Source organism: Flavobacterium sp. SH_e (genome assembly GCF_025717045.1).
Lineage (GTDB): Bacteria > Bacteroidota > Bacteroidia > Flavobacteriales > Flavobacteriaceae > Flavobacterium.
Window position 1 is genome coordinate 118,712 of the sequence record NZ_JAOVZN010000003.1, and the last position, 23,979, is coordinate 142,690.

Below are 23,979 nucleotides of genomic sequence, written 5' to 3' on the forward strand. Positions count from 1 at the left end.
TACCGTTAATAATTTGGATTAATTCAGATCTGAGCGTCTTTTTCCTTTTCTTTTCCCGCGTTTTCTTTTCAATGCTGCAGGAGCATAGTCCGGCTGCCACTCAGGCTTTAAAAGCCTCTGCAATTCTTGGGCCGCGATAGGCTCGGCCGCGCTTGCGCAAAGGTTTTTAAAGGGCGTTTCTTGTGGCTCGGCTTTCACATTCTTCAAGCTGGTTTTATGCGCTGCACCGCCTTCCATTTTCACACTGCCGCCGCAGCGCTCCAGCATGCCTTTGGCACTGTAGCTTTTACCCAGAGCGCTTCCATTTAGAACACATTTGGTCACATGATCCACATAGGTGATTCCATAAAGCTCTCCGGCATCGCTGCGCCGCAGCACGGCATGGATCCCTTCTTTCTGCAGCATTGGAAAAAGCTTTTCCAAATCCATATCTTTCTGCAGAAAAGCAGTGTCCACCGCATTGCGGATCCGCTTCTTTTCAAACGCGATTTCTGACGCATTTAAAGCAAATCTCTTCTCTAAAAAAGCAAGGGTCGGCTTGATTGCAAAATCGCTTGCCTTAATGGGAACTCCAGCAGTCTTCCCCTCCTTATCCAGTATGCGGTATACAAGCCCGCCCGACTTGAAAACCCTAGAATCTTCGCTGCCCCGATCCGCCTTTAAATTGTAGAGCTGCAGCACCGCGTTGAGCTCTGCAAGCGATGCGTATCTATAATTGTAAAGCACCTGCTGCAGCACACTTGATATGGCTTTTTTGGATTCCATTTTTCCATAGGCCGCTCTGCCTGCAGGCACAGGTTTCAGCGATAGGGCAGCTGCTCTTTCCTGCCCTTCTGCCCTCACCAGATTAAAGGATTTTTCAATCTCTTTTCTCGCCTTTTCAGACTGGTTTCTCCCTATGTTCTGCATGTCTATTCTCGAACCGTCCTCCTTTATTTTAACCGACACCAGATGGATGTGCGGATGCCCCGCATCAAAATGCTCATACACCAGATAGGGCTGCTGTCCAAAACCTATTTTTTCCATATAGCTATCAGCTATTTCCATAAGCTTTTCAGCAGGATAATTCTCTGACGGATGAAAGTTCAGCGAGATATGCACGCTGCTTCTTTTCACGTTCCCATTCAGGGCCGCCTGATGCAGGAGCCTGTTGAGTTTCATAGCCCTGGATAGGTCTTCAGCTGCAGCAGGATAATTCCCTTCCCCGATGCATTTTGCCTGGCCATCTTGAACCTTATTTTCATTGTAATTGAAGATGCGGTGCAGCGAATGCCCCGTCTTTATGACTGCAACCATTTCCCGCTTATTTTAGCAGCAAGATTCTGGATCTGCGACACCTGAAAAAGGAGCCGATCGCGCTGCAGCCCAGTCTCTAAAATCCACTGCCTGAACTCGGGGATCTGCTGCAGGGTGTGCAGCTTTTTAACGCTCTGGTTAAAGTTATTTCCAAGAGCGCTGAGCTCTTTTCGAAGCCGTATAAATTCGAGCATGAATTCATCAAGTGACGCATCGCGGTGCTTCACCGTTACAGGTCTGTTTAGAAGGCATTTTCTGAAGTATTCGCTCATCTGCCTGCATGTGGTGGCCTTGAATCTTCTTTCAAGCGCCTCATATTCTGCCGCTGTAAATCTGACCGCAGCGATGCGGGTCCTGTTTAAAATTTCTTTTTTCATCTTCTTTTCCTCCGTTTTTTTTAAGCGTTAAAATGCTTTCCCTTCAGGCTTCAGCTGCCCGCGAGTTCCGAGCAGAAAGGCCGCCAGATTCGTTTGTTTAACAAACGGACATCTGGCCGACTGCAGCAAGGCGGGCAGTCTTCAATCCCTATAGAAGCATTTGGCATCATTGCCGCCAGAAATAAATCCTGCCCGAAGTTATGAAAGGCAGAGCGATCCCTACCATCATGCCCATATTTTGAATAGGCTGCTTTTAAGGCATCTGCCTATCTTTACAGGAGCTGATTATTAATTTAAAAACGTTGAATTATGCTGACAGAAAATGAAGCTGCCCAGGTTTTTGATACCATACTGAGTATCCCTGGCATGAATGAAATGGTGAGAATTGATCTGAAGATTTCACGAAAAAATGTGCTGCTGCTCCATCATGTGATTGAGCGCGGCATTACGGAGAATGGCGGCAGTGTTTCGCTGCTGCTGCAGAGCATTCCAAAGGAGAATACCGAAGAACTCAAACAGCTTTCCGCAGACTGCCTGAGCAGGGCCGGACTTACCGAACTCAATGAAAAGCTTGCCCTCCTCGGAGCAGAAAAAAAACAGTAGAGAACAGAAAGAAAAAGCCGTTAGCGTGAAATTTCTAACGGCTTTTTTGCTATTCCCAGCGCACTATTATTTTTGTTTATGCACAGCTTAAATCCATATTGCTTTTTATGCTATTTTTGGACAGCTAATATTGAATATATGACCCCCGAAGAACTGAAAGGATTTGAAGAAAGACAGGCTGAAATGCAGCAGACCAGAGACCTTTTTGATCTCATCTGCAGCAGGCTGAACCTGAAATACGGAGAGTTCTTTGGATTTCGCGATACAAGAGGATTCGCTGTCCTTAATATTTACAATGATCAGGGAAATAAAACAAGAGCGCTGAAAGTTTCGCAGACTGCAGAAGTTCTTATTGACACCCATAAATACCACTCGGTCTACCAGTCCAATACGAAAAGAAATATCCTTTTCTTCAGCGAGCTGAGAGACAGGCCTGATGGCTATAATACCACCAGAAAGGGAGTGCTGGATGAAAACTTTGAGGTCCTGCTTCCCGCCCAATACGATTCCCTGCGAGACATCAATGAAGACAGCTTTCTGGCCACTATTGACGATTATGCGGGCATACTCAATTCAAGATTTGAAATAATAATCCCTCTAAAGTTCAGGGAAATTGAATACAATGAAACCCTAAAAATTTTCAAAGCCAGGGAACAGATCATTAAAGAAGAAGAAGAAGAAAGCAGCATTTACAGGATCTTTGACCAGAATGGCATGCTGGTCAATACCCTTGAATACGGACTGGTCAATTTTGCCAACAGCCCATCCTTCTATACGGTTTATGATATCGGAAGCTTCTGCAGCGATTATGTGGATCCGACTGTTATGATTGGCAGACAGGGGCTTCTGGACCAGAACTTTAAGACTATAATCCCCCCGCTTTATGATCTGATTTTTAAAGGCGAAAAGTTTATTCTGGCTTACGAAGAAAGAAACGCGGAAGTGGGCCGTGACTATGAGGCGAAAGAAGCGGAAGGCTCCGAATGCTACTATACGCTGGACGGCGGAAAATGGGGTGCATTTGACCATGGCGGAAGCCTTATCATCCCTTTTGAATACAGCTGGATCGGACAGACGCTTAAGGATGATCTGTTTTTAATCAACCCTTCAGGGCTGATGTACTATTACCAGGGCGAACAGGAAGATGGGGCATGGTATGTCAAGGATGGGCTCTGGGGACTCATCAATTCCAAAAACGAAATCATGGTAGAGCCTATCTATAGGCACTATCAATTGTACGACAGCAAGATCATATTCTTTAACAGGCAGTCTGCCGATTATAGAATACTGGATACCAAAGATGCACTGACCATACATTTATAGCATCTGCTCTAAGGCCTGCCTATATCAATAAACGAAAAACTCCCTAAAAAATAGGGAGCTCTTCGGCAGCCGGCGGGTGCCTGAAATGGTATGCGATAACTAACTAAATCATTGTACAGAACCTCCAGACGAACCCCGCCGGTCCCCTGTGCTTTTTCTGGCTGATTGTGCAGCATCGCTATTAATATAAAGCCAAAATTACGGCAATAAAAATCCAAAAGCTTACAGAATCTTCCAATAAGATTATAGGATTCTAAGCTATGCCAAGCCACAACTCTGGAACTGTTCCTAAAAGAATAAAAAACAGAAAAAGGCGCTATAAAGCGCCTTCATCTGCAAAGGAATAATAGCTCTCTTCTGTAATGATCAGATGATCCAGCAGCTTGATGTCCAGCAGCTCTCCTGCCTGTGCTATCTTTGCGGTGATGTATCGGTCAGGGTTTGAAGGCAGCAGCGACCCTGAAGGATGGTTGTGCGTGATAATCAGGCCTACTGCACCTGCTTTAAGCGCTGCCGCAAACAGCAGTCTGATATCCACCACGGTTCCCGTGATGCCTCCCGAGGAAGCTTCGTAAATTCCGAGCACTTTATTGGACTGGTTGAGCAGCAGAACCTTGAACTGCTCAAGGAATTCGATCTTGCCCGGATCCCAGCAGTCCTTTATAAGGCTATATGCATATCTGGAGGATGTAATATGGGGTCTCTCGGAATTTTTAACTTTTGTCCTGTAGACCAGATCGATTTCTGAAACGGTTTTCCAGCTTTTGTTTTCTTCTGTCTTCATGATGCTGCAGATTTAAGGTTAATAGCAGCACCTGCACCGGGCAGAGGCCAGCGAGCGCAGAAAGCAACGCAATAAAGCAGGACGGATGTCCTGCATTTATGGGGGAATTTTTTGCGGCGAACCGCAGGCTCCTGCCCGAACTTTGTGATGGGATTAAACGATAATGCGCTATCCAAGGCGGCTGCCTCCCATTTCAAGAACAAAAGGATCTGGGCATACGGATAGCAGCACCGTACACAGCGCTTATATCAATTCCAGCATGCAGACCGGAAGCAAATGCCTGAATGATAGAACAGTGCCGGAACGGTATGAAAAACAATCGCCAAATATCCTGCAAAACCGCAGTCCGTCTTGCCTGATGTATAGTTTTCAATTATTTTTGCAGCATGAATTACGAAGACATTAAACGGCATTTTGAGAACAATCCTCCGCCTAGAGAAGTCACTTGGACAGAATGGGCAAAGATCACCGATACGCAGGTTTTCCTTAAGAGCTGCTATATCGGCATCAGAAACTTTAACGGTCCCCTAGACCGCTGTCCGGCATGGTGGCATCTGAGGGATTTTTATATTCTCATGAAAAAAACAGCCCAGCTGCAGACGGCTGAACAAGAGATTGTGGCCGAATCGAACCCTCCAGAAACTGCTGCGGACACGCAAATTGAAGAAACTCCCCCGGCAGCTCCTGCTGAAGACGAAGCCGTATAGATCTATTCATTGCAAAACGCTGCAAGCCATAGAAGATTGGCCTGCACGACAGCGAGGATTATCCCTGAAGCAGCCGCCAGCTATAAATAGTAAGAAAAATTCTAATTAAAAACACCGCCAAACAAAAAAAACGGCCCAAAAATTCCGAAAGCAAAAAAAAATATTCACCGGCTGGGCTGTCATTTAACATCTGATTTTACGGGCTTAGAAAAGAAGAAACTTTGTTTTATTTCTTCCGGCTGTCGCGCTCCAGTCTATTGCCAATATGTCCTGCAGCAGATCTTTAAGCTCCTTAAAACTGGAGGGCCTGATCGCGTAAAAATCGGCACCCATTTTATACGATAGATCTATATCCTGAGGACTGCTGCTCGTGGAAAGGATGATCACTTTTATGCAGCTTAACGGCTCCTCGGCATTTCGGATTTCTTCCAGACATTCAAAACCATTTTTAACGGGCATATGAATGTCCAAAAAAATCATTTCCGGCAGGCTGGCCCTCTCCTGATAAAGCATATTGAGCAGCTCCTGTCCGTCTTTGTATACCTTTGAGATTACAGGAAGGCCGAGCTCCTCCATGGCACTGAGAAAGAGCATTCTCTCATCTGCATCATCATTAGCCAAATAAATGGCTTTGAGCGGCTTCTTTTGCTGTAACATGGCCTAATATTTTATGCAGTTGCAGAAGACAAGAATCTAAAAATCTGCAAAGGCCATATACCGGAATATACAGGCAGCTGAAAATCGATAAATAATCGAATTATATCCGTCGAGCGGTTACTAGATCATAAAGGTAGCTTTTCTTTTTGTAGGAAATACTGCTGATCTCGAAAAATACTCAATATTATCAAAACAATAACATATTTTTCCGCATATTTTTTACATTTAGAATTCTGTTTTCTGCTGATGAAAGGAAATACCAATGCCTGGCTGAAATTTGCGGACCAGACAGAACAGACTGACGCGATGGCCAATCAGAATGCCCAGAACATTTTTACTGGTAAAAATACTCGCGAAGATCAGGAAGAACGGTAAAAAATCCTGTACCAAAACGAGTATCGCAATACCCCTGCCTAAAAAAAAACTTAATTCACTTGCTTGAATACAAAAGCCCATTGTTCATCTGAAGCAATGGGCTTTGTTTTGTATCGGCATATAAATAAGGAACGCCTGAAACTTTTCAGCAGAGGCATCCGTTTTATCGGAGTGTAATTTACCTTATAACGCCGTAAATCTTGATTTTAGTATAAGGAACGACATTTTATTCTTTAGGATTCTCCATGCTGCTGATGATTTTGCCCACCTCGGCTTCGGTAGCTTTGAGTTTGGCCTGGCAGAACTCAATGAGCTCTGAGGCTCTTTTTACCTTTGCGGCCAGCTCGTCCACCGAAATGGTCTCATTTTCAATTTCCTTTGAAATAGCGCTTAGTTCGGCAAAAGCCTTTTCATAAGTCAGGTTCTCTTCCATTGTATTGTATTTTTTCTTTAACGGTGCTTATCAGTCTGGTGTCTTTCAGGATCACTTCGATATCGTCCCCCTGCTCTATGCTCTCGCCACTGCTGGCAATGGCATTATTTACTCTGACAATCGCATACCCTTTTCTAAGGATATTCTGCGGCGACATCATTTTTATGGTCTTCTGATGATGCTCCAGCGTAAGCTCCTCTCTGCGAAGATAAGAATTACTGAATGTTTTAATGGCATTTCTCAACTGAACGAGTTCTCCTTTTCGCTCCGCCAGAATCATCTTCGGGCGCTGAAGGGTCTGCTGGGCGGCAACAAGCAGTCTTTTCTGGTTTTCATGCAGCACTGCCCTTGAATTTCTGGCAAGCTGCTCTCTGGTCCTCTCGAGCTGCTTCTTATGGTTTTCAGCCAGTGCTTTTGCGTTATAGGAAACAGCATTTTTCAGCTGGCTGAGTTCCCTGTAATGTCCGAGAAAAAGCTGCTGCGATCTGATCACAATAGTCCGCTGCAATGCGAGTATGCCTTCTTCAAAGCTGCGGTTATGCGCAATGATGAATTCTGCAGCCTTGGTAGGGGTCTTAGTGCTGGTATGCGCCATAAGATCGGTGATGCTGACGTTTTTCTGGTGTCCTATTCCTGTAATGACCGGGATGGGAAACTTCGCCACCGTCCTGCCGATACTGTAATTGTCAAAAATCAGAAAATCGGACTGAGAACCTCCCCCTCTTGCAATAACAATGGCGTCATAAGGAATTCCGGTATTATAGACATCAATAAGCTTATTCAGAAAGAGTTTTGCATTATTGTCTCCCTGCACGACAGTATGGTAATCATCAATCTGGAATGCATAGCCAAAATCATTATGGACCATCGTATGGCGGAAATCCTCATTTCCGGCAGAGCTGCTGGAAGAGATTACCGCAATCTTCTGAATTACCGCAGGAAGCTTAAGACGGCTGTTCAGCGTAGAATACTGCTCGCCTTCTTTCCAGATATAGCCATTTTCCCTGACCAGTCTTGCCAGGGTGGCATTACGCTGCTGTTCCAGAATGCCAAGCATAAAATTACTGTCGATATCCAGCAGGTTTACAGATAGTCCGTAAAGCGGATGGAAGTCTATGCTGACCTGCACCAGCACATGAAGATTGTTGGTGAAGCGCTGTCCGGTTGCTATTTCAAAATCAAGTATCCGCAGCGCACCTGTTCCCCAGGACTTGCCCATAATCTTCGCTGTAATGGTGCTGTCTTTTTCTGATTTCTCCACCAGCTCAAAATAATGGATCTTCTTGTCAGCCTTAAAGGAATGATTGGTGATATCGGCCACTATCCAGTAAGTCTGGCCCTTAAATCGGGCATTGATCGTATCCTGGATCTGGTCATTAAGCTGTGAGAGTCTGATATACTGGTCCTGTCCCATTTAAATATTCATTCCTGAAAAGGATTTTTCTGTTCTGCTATATGATGCCCATTAGAGCAGGGAATTTAAAACTGATTTTATAAAGCATAATGCCTCAATCCTCTCATGTGAAAGCACATTCAAAGGAAATCATTCTTATTTAAGTGTGATTGTGTCCGCAAGGTTTTCCTGATTGATAAAAGCAGCTATATACTCCTGCACTTCATTTCGCTTTTCAGAAGAAGTTTCAAAAGTATTGATATGAAATTCTTCATCCTGATCCACTATATGGATAATTTCGGTATAGCCTTTTGAAATCAGGCTTCCTTTGAGCTTAATTATGGTGTGCTGCTGGCGGGCATCCAAATCTTTTCTCACTTTTAATTGTATCGCTTTTTCCATTCTGAAAGATCTATTAGTGTTTTTTTGATCATTCTCCAATCCAAATATACTTATTTAGATCGTATGCACATCCCGCAGCAGTGTTAAAAAAAAGACTGCTGTCAAGTGAAAATTATAAAAGTCTTAAACATAATTGTATAAAATTAAATACCGCCAAAAAATTACTTTTAAAAAATTATCCTCACGAAAAAAACTTCATCTTAACCCTCTAAAAAAAACTGTTATGGAATACGAAAAGCATGATTACGCACCTGAAGGGTTTGGAGCAGGCACAGAAGCATACGAAGAGGATCTTCTCTTTTATGATATGGAATGGGAAGAATAAAACTTTAAGCAGATAAGCTTTCTGCCAAATTTTGCCAAAATGCTATAAACGCCCCACTTGCAAAAAGGAGGCGTTCAAATTTTATAAGCACTTTCAATTTATTGGATGGAAATTCTGTTTGCAGCGTCTCTTTTCTTCTGATCAATCACTTTTGCATAAATCTGGGTCGTTTTTACGCTCTTGTGCCCAAGCATTTTTGAAATGGTAAAAATATCTGTTCCTGCTGTCAGCTGCAATGTAGCATAAGTATGCCTAAAGCAGTGGAAAGTAATATGCTTGCTTATTCCTGATAGTGCCACCCATACGGGAAGCACACGGTCAACATCCCATTTGTTTAAACCTTTAAATACCTTCTCATTTTCTCCTTTTCTCTTTCCCAAAAGCTCAAAAGCCTCATCAGAAATAGGAATGGACACAGCCCCTTCCGTTTTCTTCTGCCTGAATATGATATAATGGCCGTCATTCTCAATGTAATGCAGTTCTGACCAGGTCAGCTTTGCAATATCTGAATATCTCACACCTGTAAGAACCGAAAACATTGAAATCTTACGTACAGTCAGATTAGGGCAGGGCGTTGCAAAAAGCCTGCGCGTTTCTTCAAGAGTCATAAAATTCCGCTGGGATTCCATTTCCTTTATCGATCCTATCTTGGCATTGATATCCGTTTTCAGCTTATCCTCTCTATAAGCAGCCTTCAGGGTTGTTTTAATCTTGTTATAATAGGAAAGAGCTGTATTTCGTGACAGCTGCTTTTTATTCTTTCTCAAGCTTTTAGCTTTTAAAAGATAATCCCTGAAATCTTCAATTAAAGAAACCGTCACCTCATTAAATGCCAGATCCTTCCCTTTTAGGAAGGCTTCAAAATGGGTAATAGCAGAGGCCCAGATTGACAGATTGTTGCCGACTTTTTTAGCGCCTAATTTTTTATAATACTCAAGAAAAGATTCCCTTCCAACCTCCTGTATTGCTAATTGCTCTTTCTCAAATGCAGAATAGATTTCACTTTTATTGATTTCATTCTGTTTTCTTGCCCTTATAAGTTCAGCAGTGTGGAGATTCTCAGCATTAGCAGCCTTCTCGTACTGATTTGCAGGCTTCTGGTGAAGATAAAGCTTCAAAAATTCTCGTCTTGAGAAACTGTTCGTTTTCGAATCCCAAAATGGAGGATAATAATCAAGATATAAGGATAATCGTCCTCCTGAAATAGCTTTCTTTCTAAGTGTGATACTACTTTTATTCATGATCAATACCTTTTAAATAAACATCCAAATCCTTTTTCTGCACGTATGAATAATTACCGGAGACATACTTTTTTATACCATACTTTTTAATAATAAAGTACAAGCCGCTCTGGCTTATGTTATAAGCCGTCTGTGCCTGGGAAATAGTATAGCAGCCATCCAGATCAAAATCAATCGTATCTGACGCACTTTCTTCTGGCTGGGGGTTCTGAACAATAAATAAACTGCTTATGCTGTCTTTTGATATTAGGGTCCTTCTTCCAAGTTTTACAATATCTAAATCATTTCTGGCAATCATTCTGAATATTGTCCTTCTGCTGATTCCAAAAATTTGGCTGCACTGCAGAATGGTGAAAAAATCCTGCTTTTTAAGCACCTCCAAATCATAGCTTCTGATGCCTTCAGATGCCTCTTCCGGAACATCATTAGTTACTTGTCTTTTTCTGTCCTTGTAGCTCTTACTCGCGCATTTCAGGGAGCAGAAGCGGGTTTTAATTCTCTGCGCGATAAAATTGTTATCGCAAAACTCGCAGATTTTGTTAATTCGAATGTTTGAACTCATAATTTTCTTACATTTTAAGTTATGTGTCCTACTTTATCCGTTCATTTGTGCCATGACGTGCCGCAAGGTGCGTTTATGCGCCACTGTGTGCCATTGAGTGCCATAATTTGTCGATCGAGGTACAAAAATTTGTACCTCGAAATTCGAGGTACAACTGGGGTACAAATCCGAGCAAAACAACACCCAAATATTCCAAAAAACCACCCAATAAAAAAAGAGCTAAAATGTTAATTACCAACATTTTAGCTCTTTTTGTTATTTTTATTTTGTTTCTTTTTGTCCCTTCTACTTGCCGATGCAAAAGTTGGCGAAGATGTTCCCTAACAATTCGTCATTAGAGACTTGACCTGTGATTAACCCGAATTGGTATAAAGCTTCACGAATATCGAGCGCCATTAAATCACTTGAAAGTCCAGACTCTAAGCCAAATTTCACTTTCTGAATTTCATCTAAAGCTTTTAATAATGAATCATAATGTCTTGTATTGGTTACAATAGTTTCATTGTTTCGAAGTGCACCAGTATTTACAAAAGACAATAACTCATTTTTTAAATCTTCTACTCCTATTTTTTCTTTCGCAGAAATTAATAGCAATTTTGCATTTAAATTTTCTAACTGATTAGTAATGTTTGCTACTTCATCATTAGAAAGGATATCTCTTTTATTTACTACAATAATTAGAGGTTTTAGAGGATATTTATTCTTGATTTGTTCAATTTCATTTACAAACTCAGAACTTGAAGTTTGAAATTTCAATCCATCAAATAAATAAATCACGACTTGTGCCTGTTCTATTTTTTCGAAAGTTTTTTTGATTCCGATACTTTCTACAACATCTTTTGTATCACGAATTCCAGCTGTATCAATAAATCTAAATCCGATTCCGCCAATTACCAATTCGTCTTCGATTGTATCGCGTGTTGTTCCAGCAATGTCAGAAACAATTGCACGCTCTTCGTTCAATAAAGCATTCAATAAAGTCGATTTTCCTACATTTGGCTCACCAACAATCGCAACAGGAATTCCGTTTTTAATTACGTTTCCAACGGCAAATGAATCAATAAGACGTTTTAAAACAAATTCAATTCTATTTAATAATTCATGAAATTGTGTTCTATCTGCAAATTCTACATCTTCTTCCGCAAAGTCCAATTCCAATTCAATTAAAGAAGCAAAATTTAAAAGTTCTTCTCGCAATTTTGCAATTTCATTACTGAACCCACCGCGCATTTGCTGCATTGCAATTTGGTGAGAAGCTTCATTGTCTGACGAAATCAAATCGGCAACTGCTTCCGCTTGCGACAAATCTAATTTTCCGTTTAAGAAAGCTCTTAACGTAAATTCACCTGCATCTGCCATTCTACAGCCATTTCGAAGCAATAATTGAATAATTTGCTGTTGAATATAAGTTGACCCGTGGCACGAAATTTCGATCGTGTCTTCTCCTGTATAAGAATTTGGGCCTTTAAATACAGAAACTAAAACTTCGTCTAAGGTTTTGCTTCCATCTACAATATGACCTAAATGCAGTGTATGCGTTTTCTGTTTGGTTAAATCTTTGTTTTTAATAGATTTAAAAACCGAATTACCAATTTTAATAGCTTCAGCTCCCGAAATACGAATTATGGCGATAGCTCCAGCTCCAGATGGTGTGGCTAAAGCAACTATAGAATCTTGATTTATCATGCTGCAAAGGTATAAAAAAAGCCTTAATTTCTTTTCTGCACTAACACGTCTCAATTCTCGTAAAAAAGCAGTAAATTAGATACGGTTAAGAAATCATTAAGTGTTAAAATACTGATAATTATCAGGTTGTTTTCCTTACATAATAAGTAAATTTGAGAAACAAACCTTAATCCTAAATACGATGAAAAAGATATTGTTCCCTACCGATTTCTCTGATGCTGCTACTAACGCATTTGTCCACGCTTTAGAATTTGCTAAAGTTGTAAAAGCCGAATTAATCTTGCTTCATACATTTGAGATTCCTGTTTACGACAGCCAGTTTTTTCCAGAGAATTATGCAGCTATATATAGTTCAATAGAATTAGCAAAATTTGAAATGTTCAAAGATGAAATTCCAAAACTACGCGCGATTGCTGCCGAACGAAAATTAGAAGATATAGTAATAAAACACCGACTAATGGATGGTGACCTTATTTATAACCTTAAAAATGCGGTTGAAGAAGATAGCATAGATTTTGTAATTATGGGTACAAATGGTGTTTCTGACTGGACAAAATTTTTTACGGGATCGAATACCAATTCTGTAATTTCTGGTGTAGAAGTTCCTGTTTTATGTGTACCTGTTGATGCCAAATACAAGAAAATCAAAACCATCGGATTTACTACTCGCTACCGTGAAAAAGATAAAAAAGAGTTAAAAAAAATCTTGAAGATAGCTAAGAAAACAGATGCAAAGGTTAAAAGTTTATATGTAAAAACATCAAATTCTGACGTTTCGGATGGTACTATAAAAGAATGGGAAAAAGAATTTGCAACTGAAAATGTAGAATTTTTGGTTTTGCCAAGTGATGATGTAAAAGAAACCATTCTTGATTTTGTTCTTTACAAAGACATCGATATTTTGACAACTATCACCCACAAACGTTCTTTCTTTGAAAGTTTATTTGACTCTAGTTTTAGTAAAAAAATATCAAAAGAAGTCCAAATTCCAGTTTTGGTTATGCACGAAGATTAACTATTCTAATGAATAATTTTGTAACTTAAAAGCTATATTTGTATTCAAGCAAATTATTAGAATGAAAGCATATCAGGACAACGTTACAAAACATTCAGAATTATATCATAAAACCAACAAAAAATATAACAGCATAAGCCTTTTGAGGTTATTGAGTATTTTTATGTTTTTGTTTTTTATGTTTTACTACATCAAAACAAACGAAATACTTTATGTCTTTTTAGCTGTTTTATCTTTTGCTGGTTTTATTGTTTTAATGAGAATACATTCTAAACTGTCTTTTCAAAAACTATTAGCCGAAACGCTTTTAAAAATTAATCAAAACGAAATAGCTTTTCTAAAGAGAGAAAAAATACCTTTTGAAAATGGTGTCGAATTTATCGATTTTCATCATCCGTATGCGTATGATTTGGATATTTTTGGAGAACATTCTTTATTCCAAAACCTAAACAGAACGGCTTCATTTATTGGAAAAAAAACTCTTGCATATTTATTATTAAACACTCTTCCTAAAACTGAAATTTTAGAAAACCAAGAAGCTATTAATGAATTAAAAAATAAAATAGATTGGAGACAAGAATTTCAAGCACTTGCAATTATTAGCGAAGATTCCAAACAATCTTATGAAGCCATAAAACATTGGACTTCATTTCAAAACAATAGTTTATCTAAAGTTTTAGCAGCACTTTCGATTATTCTTCCTGTTTCCTTTTTTGGATTCTTAGTCGCTTATTTTTTTACTTCTAAAACCATTTTGCTTTCTTACCTGACATACATTTTTATTGCCAATTTAATTGTTTTAGGAAGATCATTAAAAAGAATTCAGTCGGAAATTGCAAAAGCTGACAATATTGATAAAATAATAAAACAATACAGTTTATTGATTGAAAAAATTGAGAATGAATCTTTTAAATCTAAAAAACTAATCCATTTGCAAGAACAACTTCATTTTAAGAATGCTAAGGCAAGTCAGCATTTAAAAAAGCTTTCTGAGTTGTTTTCAAGAATGGATACGATAAATAATTTTGTAACAGCCACTTTATTCAACGGAACATTTTTATTCAATCTGCATGTTTTAAGAGCGCTTTTAAAATGGAAAGAAGATTTTTCTTCAGAAATTGATCGTTGGATAACTATCATTGGCGAAATTGAAGCTCTAAACAGTTTAGCAAATTTAGCTTACAACAATCCAGATTTTGTTTTCCCTGAAATCAATTCTGAGTATAAAATCGAGTTTAAAAATTTAAGCCATCCTTTATTAAATCCTGTAACAAGAATTGGAAATAACACTCAGTTTTATCCTCAATCTTTCGTGATTTTGACTGGATCTAATATGTCTGGAAAAAGTACATTTTTAAGAAGTTTGGGAATCAATATGGTTCTTGGTGGAATTGGCTCAGTTATTTGTGCATCAGATGCTAAGATTCATCCACTTCCAGTTTTAGTTTCAATGAGATTATCAGATTCGTTATCTGATTCTGAATCTTACTTTTTTGCTGAAATTAAACGTTTAAAACAGATCATGGATGCACTTGAAAATCAGCCTGCTTTTGTTCTATTAGATGAGATTTTAAGAGGTACAAATTCCGATGACAAACGAAACGGAACAATTGAAGTCGTTAAGAAAATAATTTCTAAAAAAGCAATCGGTGCAATCGCAACTCACGACATTGAAGTTTGTCTTACGACGAACGAATATCCTGAAATCTTAATCAATCAATGTTTCGAAGTTGAGATTCAAAACAACGATTTACATTTCGATTACAAACTCAGAAACGGGATCTGTAAAAACAAAAGCGCAACATTTTTAATGCAGAAAATGAACGTAATTTAATGATTAATTGTTAATGGTGAATTGTAAATTATCAATGGTTAATTATTAATGGTTAATTATTAATTATTTTCTGTGCGTAAAGAAAGACATTCATAATTCATAATTCATAATTCATAATTCATAATTCATAATTCATAATTTACAATTCACCATTAACAATTAATTCTCCTCGTACATTTCCATCCATAAACGGGTTTCTTCCAAATCTAGCTCTTTTTCTATTTTGCGGAAGATTTCTTCGTTTACAGAGCCCAATTTATGCATCGATTCCAATTTTGCTCGTTCTACGTTCAGCAAATCAATTTGAATTTTAGTGAAATCATTAAAAATTTCACCTCCAAGAAGTTTACCATTTCCGAAAAAATTAGCTGGAAGTTCAGTCTTTTGCAGACGGTTGAATTTTACTTCGTATTTGCTTTTTATATTATGAAGCAATTCATCATTCAATAATGAGAAATTATCTTCAATATGGGCGATAGTTTCTGAGACAATAACATTTCTAATATTATATTCTTCTGCAAGTATCGAGTAGCGTTCAATTTTCAGCTTCTTGATCAACCATGGAAGTGTAAGTCCTTGTATAACCAAAGTCGAAAGTATCACGCAAAAAACCAAGTATATAATTAAATTTCTGAGCGGAAATTCTTCTGTTTTATTCAACATTAACGGAAGTGCCAAAGCTGCCGCCATTGAAACCACTCCACGCATTCCAGACCAGCCAAAAATGATCATATTTCGATAATCGAAAGTTTCTTTTTCTCGAATTCTTTTACTAATTATTCTCGGAAGAATTGTAGCTGGAATGACCCATAAAAAACGAACTAAAATAACCACAATACTAATTACAGCTCCCCAAATGAATAAAGAATTTCCTGAGTAATTACTGATTCCTGCAATAATTTGTCTCAATTGAAGTCCGATTAAAATAAAAATCAAACCGTTTAGAATGTTGTTTAAAACGTCCCAAATAGTATTCGTCATAATTCGGCTTTCATGAGAAAAAATAGTTCCTGATCTTGCGGCAAGGAAAAGACCTGTAGTTACAACTGCCAAAACTCCCGAGCCTTCAAAATGTTCTGCAATTAAATAAGATGCAAATGGCGTTAATAATGTGAGTGTTACCTCGATAATATCATCGCAAACAAATCTTTTATGAATATAAAACATTATGTAACCAACGGCTAAACCTATTGCGATACCAAGAACTGACATCAAAACAAAATTTAATCCTGCCTGCCATAAAACAAAATTTCCTGCTGTAATCGCTGTAAGAGCATATTTGTATGCAACAAGACCGCTTGCATCGTTTACCAAACTTTCTCCTTCGAGAATCGCAATTAATCTTGGATTAAGTCCCAAACCTTTTGTAATTGCTGTTGCAGAGACTGCATCTGGCGGTGAAACAATAGCGCCAAGTAAAAAAGCTAACGGCCAAGAAATATCATCAATAAGCCAATGCGCCGCTACGGCAACTAATCCTGTTGTAAAAAAGACCAAGCCTACAGCAGCAAAAGTTATCGGTCGAATCGACTGCTTAAAGTCAGACCAACTAGTATGCCACGCTGCATGGTACAAAAGTGGTGGAAGAAATATAATAAATACTATTTCTGGACTCAAAGCAATTACTGGAAGTCCTGGAACAACACTAATTACAACGCCACATAAAACAAGGACTATAGGAATTGGAAAATTATATCTTTTGCTAATAAGACTAAGAAAAGCAACTCCAAAAAGCAGCATTATAATAACGGTAATATTCTCCATGTGAGATGGTATTTATTGGATTTTGGATTATAGATTTCGGGTACTAAATTAAGATTTTATGACAACTAAATTAGATAAACATTAAAAAAATAGAACACCGATTTATTGACTTACATCAAACTTTTTGTTTTCAAACAGCGTTAGATTTGCTTTTTAGTTTCTTCAAAATAAGTTTAAAATATATCAAATGATAAGTACAGAAATAAGTCCGTTAGTACAATTTGGCTTAACGAGTAAAGAACGTGTTGAAAATGCTTTAGAACAGCTTAAAAATGGAAAAGGTGTTTTGGTAACCGATGATGAAAACCGTGAAAATGAAGGCGATCTTATTTTTTCTGCCCAACATATGAGCGTTCAAGATATGGCTTTAATGATTCGTGAATGCAGCGGAATTGTCTGTCTTTGTCTAACAAATGAAAAAGCTGATGAATTGAAACTTCCGTATATGGTAAAAGAAAATACAAGCAGTTTTCAAACTCCGTTTACTATTACTATAGAAGCTAAAAATGGAGTAACAACTGGAGTTTCTGCAAAAGATCGAATTACAACGATAAAAACAGCGATTGCAAAAAATGCAAAACCTGAAGATTTAGCAAAACCTGGGCACATTTTTCCACTTAGAGCGAATAATAACGGCGTTTTAGGAAGAAATGGCCATACAGAAGGAAGTGTCGATTTAATGAAACTGGCGGGTTTACAACCTGAAGCTGTTCTTTGCGAATTGATGAACGAAGACGGAAGCATGGCTAAACTACACAAAATCATTAGCTTTGCACAAGAACACGATTTAGTGGTTTTATCTATTGAAGATATTATTTACTATCGCAAATTTGTTAGAGATTACAATTAAATGATATACGAACAGCTTGGCAATTCCATTCGAAAAAGCATTAATGTTTCTGTTGAAGATTTAGAAACCATTCTCTCTTATTTTAAACTTGTAAAAAAAGGGAAAAACGAGATTTTGTTGGCTCAAGGTCAAATCAGTCAAGAGACTTTTTTTGTTGCAAAAGGCTGTTTAAGAATCTTTTTTATTAATGAAGAAGGAAAAGATGTAACTAGATATATTGCTTTTGAAAATCAGTTTGCTACAGCTTTGGTTAGTTTTATTACTAAAATGCCAGCTCTCGAAAATATTCAGGTTGTTGAGAAATCGGAATTGCTGTCTATTTCTCATGAAGATTTTAATCATTTAATGAAAATTATTCCGCAATGGCACGAGTTTTACAGCAATTATTTGGAAAAAGCGTATGTAAATAATGCCAATCGTTTAATGTCTTTTACGACAATGGACGCTTTGGAAAGGTATAATCAGCTCTTGAAAATTAATCCTGCAATTGTAAAACGGCTTCCTAATAAAATTGTGGCTTCTTACATAAATATTTCTCAGGAAACGTTGAGTAGGCTGAAGTCTAAGACTTAAGTTTAGTTTGATTGTGGAGTTACTCTTGGAGATGTCTTCTTCGTCGACATGACAAAACTATTTGGAAAATCTTTGTGGATTTTCGCGTGTGATTCCTCGTTCCTCGGAATGACAAACAGTATGAATAAAAAAGCCGAATCTAATTTAAGATTCGGCTTTTGATTTTTATGATTCACAACTGCTGCAAGAAACAAGACTTGTTACTAATTCTTTAGAAACACTTTGGCTTCTTTGGTAGTACAAACTTTTTACTCCTTGTTGCCAAGCTTCGATCATCAAACGGTTTACATCTTTAATAGCTAATTCTGCTGGAATATTAAGATTTAAACTTTGTCCTTGATCAACAAATTTCTGACGAATTCCTGCCTGCTGTACAATTTCTAACTGGCTAATTTCTTTAAATGTTTTAAAAACATCCTTTTCCTGCTGAGTCAATTGTTCCATGTGCTGAACACTTCCTCCGTTTAACATAATTCCTCTCCAAACTTCTTCGTTATCTAAACCTTTTTCTTCCAACAGTTTTTTAAGGTATTTGTTTTTACGCATGAAATTACCTTTACTCAAACCAGCTTTATAGTAGTTACTGCTGAAAGGCTCAATACCTGGTGAAGTCTGTCCTAAAATTGCAGAAGAAGATGTCGTTGGAGCAATCGCCATTGTAGTTGTATTACGTCTTCCGTAACCTTTTAACAATTCTGGTTCACCGTAAATTCTAGCCAATTCTTGACTTGCTTTATCTGCTTTATCGCTAATATGTTTGAAAATTTCTGTAGTCTTCATTTTAGCTTCCATTCCTTCAAATGGAATCATGTTTTTCTGCAAATAAGAATGCCATCCTAAAACTCCTAAACCTAATGCACGGTGTCTTTTTGCAAATTTATTAGCAGCGGAAAGATAATAGTTTCCTTCTGTTTTTTCGATGAATTCCTGTAAAACAGCATCTAAGAAAAAGATCGCCAATTTTACTGCTTCAGTATCTTTCCATTCTTCATACAATTCTAAGTTCATAGAAGATAAACAGCAAATAAATGATTCATCATGGGTTGAAGGAAGCATAATCTCACTACACAAATTACTTGCATTGATTCTTAGATTCTGATCTTTATAAACTTGGGGTTTATTTTTATTTACATTATCACTAAAGAAAATATAAGGCAAACCTTTTTGTTGGCGGCTTTCTAATACTTTAGCCCAAATTTGTCTTTTTTCGCCATCGCCATCAATCATTTCCTGCATCCAATAATCTGGTACACAGATTCCAGTAAACAAGTTCTGAATTGGATTTCCAATACTTTTAATTTTCAAAAACTCTTCAATATCTGGATGATCAATATCCAAATAAGCTGCAAATGCACCACGACGAACTCCACCTTGTGAAATGGTATCCATTGCCGTATCAAAAAGTTTCATGAAACTTACCGCTCCACTACTCTTTCCGTTATCGGTTACAGCACTTCCGCGTTCGCGCAATTCACCAAAATAACCAGAAGTTCCACCTCCAATTTTAGTCTGCATGATTACTTCTCCAAGCTTATGTGTAATTCCTTCAATTTTATCTGGAACGTGAACATTAAAACAAGAAATTGGCAATCCCCTTTCTGTTCCCATATTTGCCCAAACTGGCGAACTGATACTCATCCAGCCTCTTTCTATCATTTCCATAAAAGACTCTTTCAACTCTGGTTTGTAAAGTCTTTTTGAAGCAGCCGTGCAAATTCTATCAATTGCTCCTTCTACTGTTTCTCCTTTCAAAAGATAACCGCGGTTTAAAATTTGCTCACTTTCAGAATTTTTCCACCACATTTTACTGTCGTTTTGTGGTTCAAAATTGTTATTTGCTGGGTTTGTGTCTATTGTATTCATATATATTATGGGCTTGTATTAGAAAAGATCGTTTGCAGTGATACTCTTGTCGTGTTTCGTATATTCAACTGGACGTTTTGCAAAGAAATCATCTAAACTGTTTGCAAAAACTTCTTCTTCAAACCAAGTCATTTTTGAATACTCTTCTGGAGAAACATTAAAAATGGTTTCGATATTGATTTGCTTCAAACTTTCATCAATTCTAAATTTCATGAAGTTTACCAAATCTTCTTTATTTATAGTTTCAACCGCTCCGTTTTCAAAAATCCAATCTAAAATATCTGCTTCAACCGTAATTGATTCTTTAACGGTTTCTCTAATTAATTCTAAAGTATCTGCATCAAAATATTCAGGGAATTCTTCACGGATTTTATTGATGATATAAATTCCGCCATTTGCATGAATTTGTTCGTCTATTGAAGTCCAAGCGATAATATTGCTCACATTTTTCATATATCCTTTGAATCTTGTGAACGACAATAGAATAGCAAACTGACTGAATAATGAAACATTTTCGATTAAAATACTGAACAAAATCAGCGAAACCATGTATTTTCTGTTGTCCTGAGATTTTGTATCTTTCAGTACATTAGAAAGATAATCTACACGTCTGCGAATCACAGGAACGTCCAAAAGTCTTTCAAATTCGTCATTATAACCTAAAACTTCCAATAAACGAGAATATGCTTCTGAATGTCTGAATTCACATTCTGCAAAAGTAGTTCCCAAACCATTGAATTCTGGTTTTGGAAAATGCTCGTATATATTACCCCAAAAACTTTTTACAGCTACCTCAATCTGTGCGATTGCCAATAAACTATTTTTAATTGCTGTTTTTTCAGCCAAATCCAAATGCGCATGAAAATCTTGCGTATCGGCAGTAAAATCTACTTCAGTGTGTACCCAATAAGCCTTATTAATTGCTTCGGTAAATTGCAGAACCTCAGGATATTCAAAAGGTTTATAATTGATTCTTTTATCAAAAATTGACATATATATAGAGTTTTAAGTGACGAATTTGAAATAGAAAAGCGAGCGCACAAATTTGGGGTCGTATTGGCGTGATTTCTATAATTACAAATTTAACCCACAGTTCTTCTTTTATCCAGTTTTTGATGTTAAAAATCCGTCCAATTATCAACAGTTTTAAAACTTCAAAAAACCTCAAATTCGCAAATTTTATCAACAGTAACATAATATCTTGTAATTGTCAATGAGCTAGCATTTTCCTTAAAATTAATGTTAAGTTATCAACATGAAAAAGCGAACTTTTTTAGTGTCAAATGCAAAACAGTTATCAACACTTCGATTTAAAAAAAGCAAAATCAAAGCTACATTTTTCAACCAAAAAAAGCTTCTTATTAATAATTGTTCTAAATAATTTTTTAAGCTATTTTTTATTTATAAAATCACAACATTCTTGATCACAAATGTTTACAGGAAATAATTTTATGAGATTATTTTTTATTATAAAAAACAAGATCGTTAAAAAGACTTTTTTTGAGACGAAATAAGATTAAAAGACGAATTATGTAATAAACATCCAACAAATTAAAATCTTCCGTACAGTTTCTATCTCTTGAGTTTTCTTTTACCATCAAAATTTCGTTTTTTTCATCTCATACAAATTATAAGATTAAAAAAGAATTAATATTTGCTTAAGCTATCCTTAATTTTAAGCAAAATTAGACTCGAATTCCTTTTTGCGACAAATTATTCTTGGTTTAAGAATATTAATTTCTACATTTGCTTTATTTTTATTTATTCTAAATAGAGAGAAATATTCCTAAAAATTAAATCAATATTGTACAATTCAATAACCATAAATTATCGAAATATGAAAAAGAATCTTTTCGTTTCTTTTGCATTAGCTGCGACTTTATTTGTAAATGCACAGCAAAAAAACTCGTTGTTAGATGCTGCATTCTGGAAAACTTCCCCAAGTGTTGAAACGGTTCAAGCAGAAATCGCTAAAGGAAATAATCCAGCTGAAGCTAATGTAAATGCTTTTGATGTTACAACATTAGCAATTAATAATGATGCTCCTTTTGCAACTATCAAATTTTTAGTAGAACAACCTGGAAATTCGATTACAAAATTAACTCACGATAATCGTATCTATCTGCACTGGGCTGCTTACAAAGGAAATACAGAATTAGTACAATATCTTACAACAAAAGGTTCTGACGTAAATTTTGAAGACAGCCACGGAACTGCTCCTGCTGATTTCGCAGCTTCAAACGGTCAATCAAATCCTGCGATGTACGATGTTTTTTTCAAAGCAGGTCTTAATCCAACAAAAAAATATGCAAACGGCGCTAATCTTCTACTTTTAGCAATTGCAACAGATAAAGATTTAAAAGCTGCCGAATATTTTTCTACTAAAGGAATGTCTTTAAAAGACGTTGATAATGATGGAAATACTGCCTTTACTTATGCTGCAAGAGCAGGAAACCTTCCACTTTTGAAGAAACTTTTAGAAAAAGGAATTAAACCAACTAGCGATGCTCTTTTATTTGCGGCACAAGGAAGCCGTAGAGAAACTAATACTTTGGAAACCTATAAATATTTGGTTGAAGAAGTAAAAATTAAAGCAACTGCTCAAAACAAAGCAGGACAAAACGTATTGCATATTTTGGCTGGAAAACCTAATCAGACAGAAATCATTAAATATTTCTTAGAAAAAGGTGTTGATGTAAACAAAGCTGATAAAGAAGGAAATACGCCAGTTATGGCAGCTGCAGCAGCGAGAGAAACTGCTGTTTTAGAATTGTTTCTTCCAATTGCAAAAAACATAAATGCCCAAAATCTAAAAGGAGAATCTGCTTTGACTTTCGCTGTTAGAAACGGATCTCCAGATGCAGTAAATTTACTTTTGACTAAAGGTGCTGATGTAAATGTAAAAGATAAAGACGGAAATAATTTAGGCGTTTATTTAGTACAATCTTATCGTCCGGCTGGAAGAGAAAAAGTAACTATAGATCCTTTTGATGCAAAAGCTAAATCTCTTCAAGATAAAGGATTGAACTTAGCGACTCCGCAAAAAGATGGAAATACTTTATATCATTTAGCCATTACAAAAAATGATGTTTCACTTCTTAAAAAAATAACTGATTTAAAAGTTGATGTCAATGCTAAAAACAAAGATGGCTTAACAGTATTACATAGAGCTGCAATGATTTCAAAAGATGATTCTGTTTTAAAATATTTAGTTTCTATTGGAGCTAAAAAAGACATCAGCACAGAATTCGACGAAACGGCTTACGCTTTAGCAAAAGAAAATGAGCTGTTAACTAAAAACAACGTTTCTGTTGAATTTTTAAAATAAACAATTAATTAATAATCAATATTTGAAATTCCAAATTCCAAACTCTATTTTTGGGATTTGGGATTTCACATTACAAATCCACACAAATACATAATTTCAGATGAAATCAATATTAAAAATTGCTCTTACAAGCGCTTTTATCTTTCTAGTTTCTTTTCAATCTCAGGCACAATCTAGCAAATACAAGATTATGCTGCAAATGAATAATTATATGGGAGAAGGTGCTTACATCGTTGTTTCTTTAGTTAATTCGGCTGGTGAATACGAAAAAACGCTTTATGTAATGGGCGATGACAAAAAATGGTACAAGTCTTTAAAAGAATGGAATAAATTTCATACTGCAAAATCAGAAGATATTAGTGCAAAAACTGGAGCTTCTGTAACTGGAGGCGATCGTAGTGTGACAACTATCGAAATCGAAAATTCTAAAATTAATAAAGGTTACAAATTACGTTTTGAATCTGCTGTTGAAGATCAGAAATATTATGTGAGCGATCTTGAAATTCCGCTTACAACTGAAGGTCTTGCAGATAAAACTGATGGTAAAGGTTACATCAAATACGTAAGATTAAGTAAAATATAATACGA

General features: G+C 36.9%; 22 protein-coding genes. 9 read left to right on the forward strand and 13 right to left on the reverse strand.

The genetic code is table 11. The features are described from left to right. Positions 1 to 18: 18 nt before the first annotated feature. Together OD917_RS05640 and OD917_RS05645 are read right to left on the reverse strand one after the other, a co-directional pair. On the reverse strand, positions 19 to 1,296 hold the full coding sequence (locus OD917_RS05640) for a relaxase/mobilization nuclease domain-containing protein (protein ID WP_263522572.1): 1,278 nt from the start codon (positions 1,294 to 1,296) through the stop codon (positions 19 to 21). Further along, positions 1,281 to 1,673: a plasmid mobilization protein gene (locus tag OD917_RS05645; RefSeq protein ID WP_263522573.1), complete on the reverse strand. Its 393-nt coding sequence runs from the start codon at positions 1,671 to 1,673 to the stop codon at positions 1,281 to 1,283. Before OD917_RS05645 ends, OD917_RS05640 begins: the two co-directional genes overlap by 16 nt. 309 nt (positions 1,674 to 1,982) lie before the next feature. On the opposite strand from OD917_RS05645, the gene OD917_RS05650 reads away from it, so the two are divergent. Together OD917_RS05650 and OD917_RS05655 are read left to right on the forward strand one after the other, a co-directional pair. Next, a complete protein-coding gene (locus OD917_RS05650) occupies positions 1,983 to 2,276 on the forward strand; it encodes a hypothetical protein (protein ID WP_263522574.1) in 294 nt (97 codons plus the stop codon). A 138-nt stretch (positions 2,277 to 2,414) separates the two neighbouring features. Further along, complete coding sequence (locus OD917_RS05655) at positions 2,415 to 3,599, forward strand: WG repeat-containing protein (protein WP_263522576.1); 1,185 nt, start codon at positions 2,415 to 2,417, stop codon at positions 3,597 to 3,599. Between the two features lie 316 nt (positions 3,600 to 3,915). Here OD917_RS05655 and OD917_RS05660 read toward each other — a convergent pair whose 3' ends face one another. Then, entirely contained in the window at positions 3,916 to 4,386 is a 471-nt protein-coding gene (locus OD917_RS05660; protein WP_411970328.1) for a JAB domain-containing protein, read from the reverse strand. 383 nt (positions 4,387 to 4,769) lie between these two features. Between OD917_RS05660 and OD917_RS05665 the strand changes: the two genes are divergently transcribed. Continuing rightward, positions 4,770 to 5,090, forward strand: a complete 321-nt coding sequence (locus OD917_RS05665; RefSeq protein WP_263522578.1) for a DUF6965 family protein — start codon at positions 4,770 to 4,772, stop codon at positions 5,088 to 5,090. Positions 5,091 to 5,294: 204 nt separating this feature from the next. On the opposite strand, the gene OD917_RS05670 is transcribed toward OD917_RS05665, so the two are convergent. The 7 genes from OD917_RS05670 to mnmE form a co-directional block, all read right to left on the reverse strand. Continuing rightward, on the reverse strand, positions 5,295 to 5,747 hold the full coding sequence (locus OD917_RS05670; protein ID WP_263522579.1) for a response regulator: 453 nt from the start codon (positions 5,745 to 5,747) through the stop codon (positions 5,295 to 5,297). A 601-nt stretch (positions 5,748 to 6,348) separates the two neighbouring features. Then, the gene (gene xseB / locus OD917_RS05675; protein WP_111289861.1) at positions 6,349 to 6,555 is read right to left on the reverse strand and encodes an exodeoxyribonuclease VII small subunit; all 207 of its coding nucleotides are present in this window, start codon (positions 6,553 to 6,555) and stop codon (positions 6,349 to 6,351) included. Then, positions 6,533 to 7,969, reverse strand: coding sequence for an exodeoxyribonuclease VII large subunit (gene xseA, locus OD917_RS05680; RefSeq protein WP_263522580.1), 1,437 nt, complete (start codon positions 7,967 to 7,969; stop codon positions 6,533 to 6,535). Before xseA ends, xseB begins: the two co-directional genes overlap by 23 nt. 135 nt (positions 7,970 to 8,104) lie before the next feature. Further along, positions 8,105 to 8,350 carry a hypothetical protein gene (locus OD917_RS05685; RefSeq protein ID WP_263522581.1) on the reverse strand — a complete coding sequence of 82 codons (246 nt, stop codon included), beginning with the start codon at positions 8,348 to 8,350 and terminating at the stop codon, positions 8,105 to 8,107. A 423-nt stretch (positions 8,351 to 8,773) separates the two neighbouring features. Continuing rightward, complete coding sequence (locus OD917_RS05690; protein ID WP_263522582.1) at positions 8,774 to 9,916, reverse strand: site-specific integrase; 1,143 nt, start codon at positions 9,914 to 9,916, stop codon at positions 8,774 to 8,776. After that, positions 9,909 to 10,478 carry a helix-turn-helix domain-containing protein gene (locus tag OD917_RS05695; RefSeq protein WP_263522583.1) on the reverse strand — a complete coding sequence of 190 codons (570 nt, stop codon included), beginning with the start codon at positions 10,476 to 10,478 and terminating at the stop codon, positions 9,909 to 9,911. The genes OD917_RS05690 and OD917_RS05695 overlap by 8 nt, the downstream gene beginning before the upstream one ends. Before the next feature lie 285 nt (positions 10,479 to 10,763). Next, positions 10,764 to 12,164 (reverse strand): tRNA uridine-5-carboxymethylaminomethyl(34) synthesis GTPase MnmE, encoded by a 1,401-nt coding sequence (gene mnmE / locus OD917_RS05700; protein ID WP_263522584.1) that lies wholly within the window; start codon positions 12,162 to 12,164, stop codon positions 10,764 to 10,766. A 181-nt stretch (positions 12,165 to 12,345) separates the two neighbouring features. Between mnmE and OD917_RS05705 the strand changes: the two genes are divergently transcribed. Both OD917_RS05705 and OD917_RS05710 read left to right on the forward strand, forming a co-directional pair. Further along, complete coding sequence (locus tag OD917_RS05705; protein ID WP_263522585.1) at positions 12,346 to 13,179, forward strand: universal stress protein; 834 nt, start codon at positions 12,346 to 12,348, stop codon at positions 13,177 to 13,179. A 61-nt stretch (positions 13,180 to 13,240) separates the two neighbouring features. Continuing rightward, positions 13,241 to 15,013, forward strand: coding sequence for a MutS-related protein (locus OD917_RS05710; RefSeq protein ID WP_263522586.1), 1,773 nt, complete (start codon positions 13,241 to 13,243; stop codon positions 15,011 to 15,013). A 159-nt stretch (positions 15,014 to 15,172) separates the two neighbouring features. Here OD917_RS05710 and OD917_RS05715 read toward each other — a convergent pair whose 3' ends face one another. Next, positions 15,173 to 16,777, reverse strand: coding sequence for a Na+/H+ antiporter (locus tag OD917_RS05715; RefSeq protein WP_263522587.1), 1,605 nt, complete (start codon positions 16,775 to 16,777; stop codon positions 15,173 to 15,175). Positions 16,778 to 16,964: 187 nt separating this feature from the next. On the opposite strand from OD917_RS05715, the gene ribB reads away from it, so the two are divergent. Together ribB and OD917_RS05725 are read left to right on the forward strand one after the other, a co-directional pair. Further along, positions 16,965 to 17,627: a 3,4-dihydroxy-2-butanone-4-phosphate synthase gene (gene ribB, locus OD917_RS05720; RefSeq protein ID WP_263522588.1), complete on the forward strand. Its 663-nt coding sequence runs from the start codon at positions 16,965 to 16,967 to the stop codon at positions 17,625 to 17,627. After that, entirely contained in the window at positions 17,628 to 18,200 is a 573-nt protein-coding gene (locus OD917_RS05725) for a Crp/Fnr family transcriptional regulator (RefSeq protein WP_263522589.1), read from the forward strand. 165 nt (positions 18,201 to 18,365) lie between these two features. Here OD917_RS05725 and OD917_RS05730 read toward each other — a convergent pair whose 3' ends face one another. Continuing rightward, positions 18,366 to 20,063, reverse strand: coding sequence for a ribonucleoside-diphosphate reductase subunit alpha (locus OD917_RS05730; protein WP_263522590.1), 1,698 nt, complete (start codon positions 20,061 to 20,063; stop codon positions 18,366 to 18,368). An 18-nt stretch (positions 20,064 to 20,081) separates the two neighbouring features. Next, a complete protein-coding gene (locus OD917_RS05735; protein WP_263522591.1) occupies positions 20,082 to 21,056 on the reverse strand; it encodes a ribonucleotide-diphosphate reductase subunit beta in 975 nt (324 codons plus the stop codon). Between the two features lie 844 nt (positions 21,057 to 21,900). Here OD917_RS05735 and OD917_RS05740 point away from each other — a divergent pair. Both OD917_RS05740 and OD917_RS05745 read left to right on the forward strand, forming a co-directional pair. Then, positions 21,901 to 23,391: an ankyrin repeat domain-containing protein gene (locus OD917_RS05740; RefSeq protein WP_263522593.1), complete on the forward strand. Its 1,491-nt coding sequence runs from the start codon at positions 21,901 to 21,903 to the stop codon at positions 23,389 to 23,391. Between the two features lie 100 nt (positions 23,392 to 23,491). Next, entirely contained in the window at positions 23,492 to 23,974 is a 483-nt protein-coding gene (locus OD917_RS05745; RefSeq protein ID WP_263522594.1) for a DUF2271 domain-containing protein, read from the forward strand. The last annotated feature ends 5 nt before the right edge of the window (positions 23,975 to 23,979 follow it).

Excerpts from the sequence above, each read along its gene's own strand:
- OD917_RS05640 (WP_263522572.1), bottom strand. The coding sequence starts at position 1,296 with ATGGTTGCAGTCATAAAGACGGGGCATTCGCTGCACCGCATCTTCAAT.
- OD917_RS05645 (WP_263522573.1), bottom strand. The coding sequence starts at position 1,673 with ATGAAAAAAGAAATTTTAAACAGGACCCGCATCGCTGCGGTCAGATTT.
- OD917_RS05650 (WP_263522574.1), top strand. The coding sequence starts at position 1,983 with ATGCTGACAGAAAATGAAGCTGCCCAGGTTTTTGATACCATACTGAGT.
- OD917_RS05655 (WP_263522576.1), top strand. The coding sequence starts at position 2,415 with ATGACCCCCGAAGAACTGAAAGGATTTGAAGAAAGACAGGCTGAAATG.
- OD917_RS05665 (WP_263522578.1), top strand. The coding sequence starts at position 4,770 with ATGAATTACGAAGACATTAAACGGCATTTTGAGAACAATCCTCCGCCT.
- OD917_RS05670 (WP_263522579.1), bottom strand. The coding sequence starts at position 5,747 with ATGTTACAGCAAAAGAAGCCGCTCAAAGCCATTTATTTGGCTAATGAT.
- xseB (WP_111289861.1), bottom strand. The coding sequence starts at position 6,555 with ATGGAAGAGAACCTGACTTATGAAAAGGCTTTTGCCGAACTAAGCGCT.
- xseA (WP_263522580.1), bottom strand. The coding sequence starts at position 7,969 with ATGGGACAGGACCAGTATATCAGACTCTCACAGCTTAATGACCAGATC.
- OD917_RS05685 (WP_263522581.1), bottom strand. The coding sequence starts at position 8,350 with ATGGAAAAAGCGATACAATTAAAAGTGAGAAAAGATTTGGATGCCCGC.
- OD917_RS05690 (WP_263522582.1), bottom strand. The coding sequence starts at position 9,916 with ATGAATAAAAGTAGTATCACACTTAGAAAGAAAGCTATTTCAGGAGGA.
- OD917_RS05695 (WP_263522583.1), bottom strand. The coding sequence starts at position 10,478 with ATGAGTTCAAACATTCGAATTAACAAAATCTGCGAGTTTTGCGATAAC.
- mnmE (WP_263522584.1), bottom strand. The coding sequence starts at position 12,164 with ATGATAAATCAAGATTCTATAGTTGCTTTAGCCACACCATCTGGAGCT.
- OD917_RS05705 (WP_263522585.1), top strand. The coding sequence starts at position 12,346 with ATGAAAAAGATATTGTTCCCTACCGATTTCTCTGATGCTGCTACTAAC.
- OD917_RS05710 (WP_263522586.1), top strand. The coding sequence starts at position 13,241 with ATGAAAGCATATCAGGACAACGTTACAAAACATTCAGAATTATATCAT.
- OD917_RS05715 (WP_263522587.1), bottom strand. The coding sequence starts at position 16,777 with ATGGAGAATATTACCGTTATTATAATGCTGCTTTTTGGAGTTGCTTTT.
- ribB (WP_263522588.1), top strand. The coding sequence starts at position 16,965 with ATGATAAGTACAGAAATAAGTCCGTTAGTACAATTTGGCTTAACGAGT.
- OD917_RS05725 (WP_263522589.1), top strand. The coding sequence starts at position 17,628 with ATGATATACGAACAGCTTGGCAATTCCATTCGAAAAAGCATTAATGTT.
- OD917_RS05730 (WP_263522590.1), bottom strand. The coding sequence starts at position 20,063 with ATGAATACAATAGACACAAACCCAGCAAATAACAATTTTGAACCACAA.
- OD917_RS05735 (WP_263522591.1), bottom strand. The coding sequence starts at position 21,056 with ATGTCAATTTTTGATAAAAGAATCAATTATAAACCTTTTGAATATCCT.
- OD917_RS05740 (WP_263522593.1), top strand. The coding sequence starts at position 21,901 with ATGAAAAAGAATCTTTTCGTTTCTTTTGCATTAGCTGCGACTTTATTT.
- OD917_RS05745 (WP_263522594.1), top strand. The coding sequence starts at position 23,492 with ATGAAATCAATATTAAAAATTGCTCTTACAAGCGCTTTTATCTTTCTA.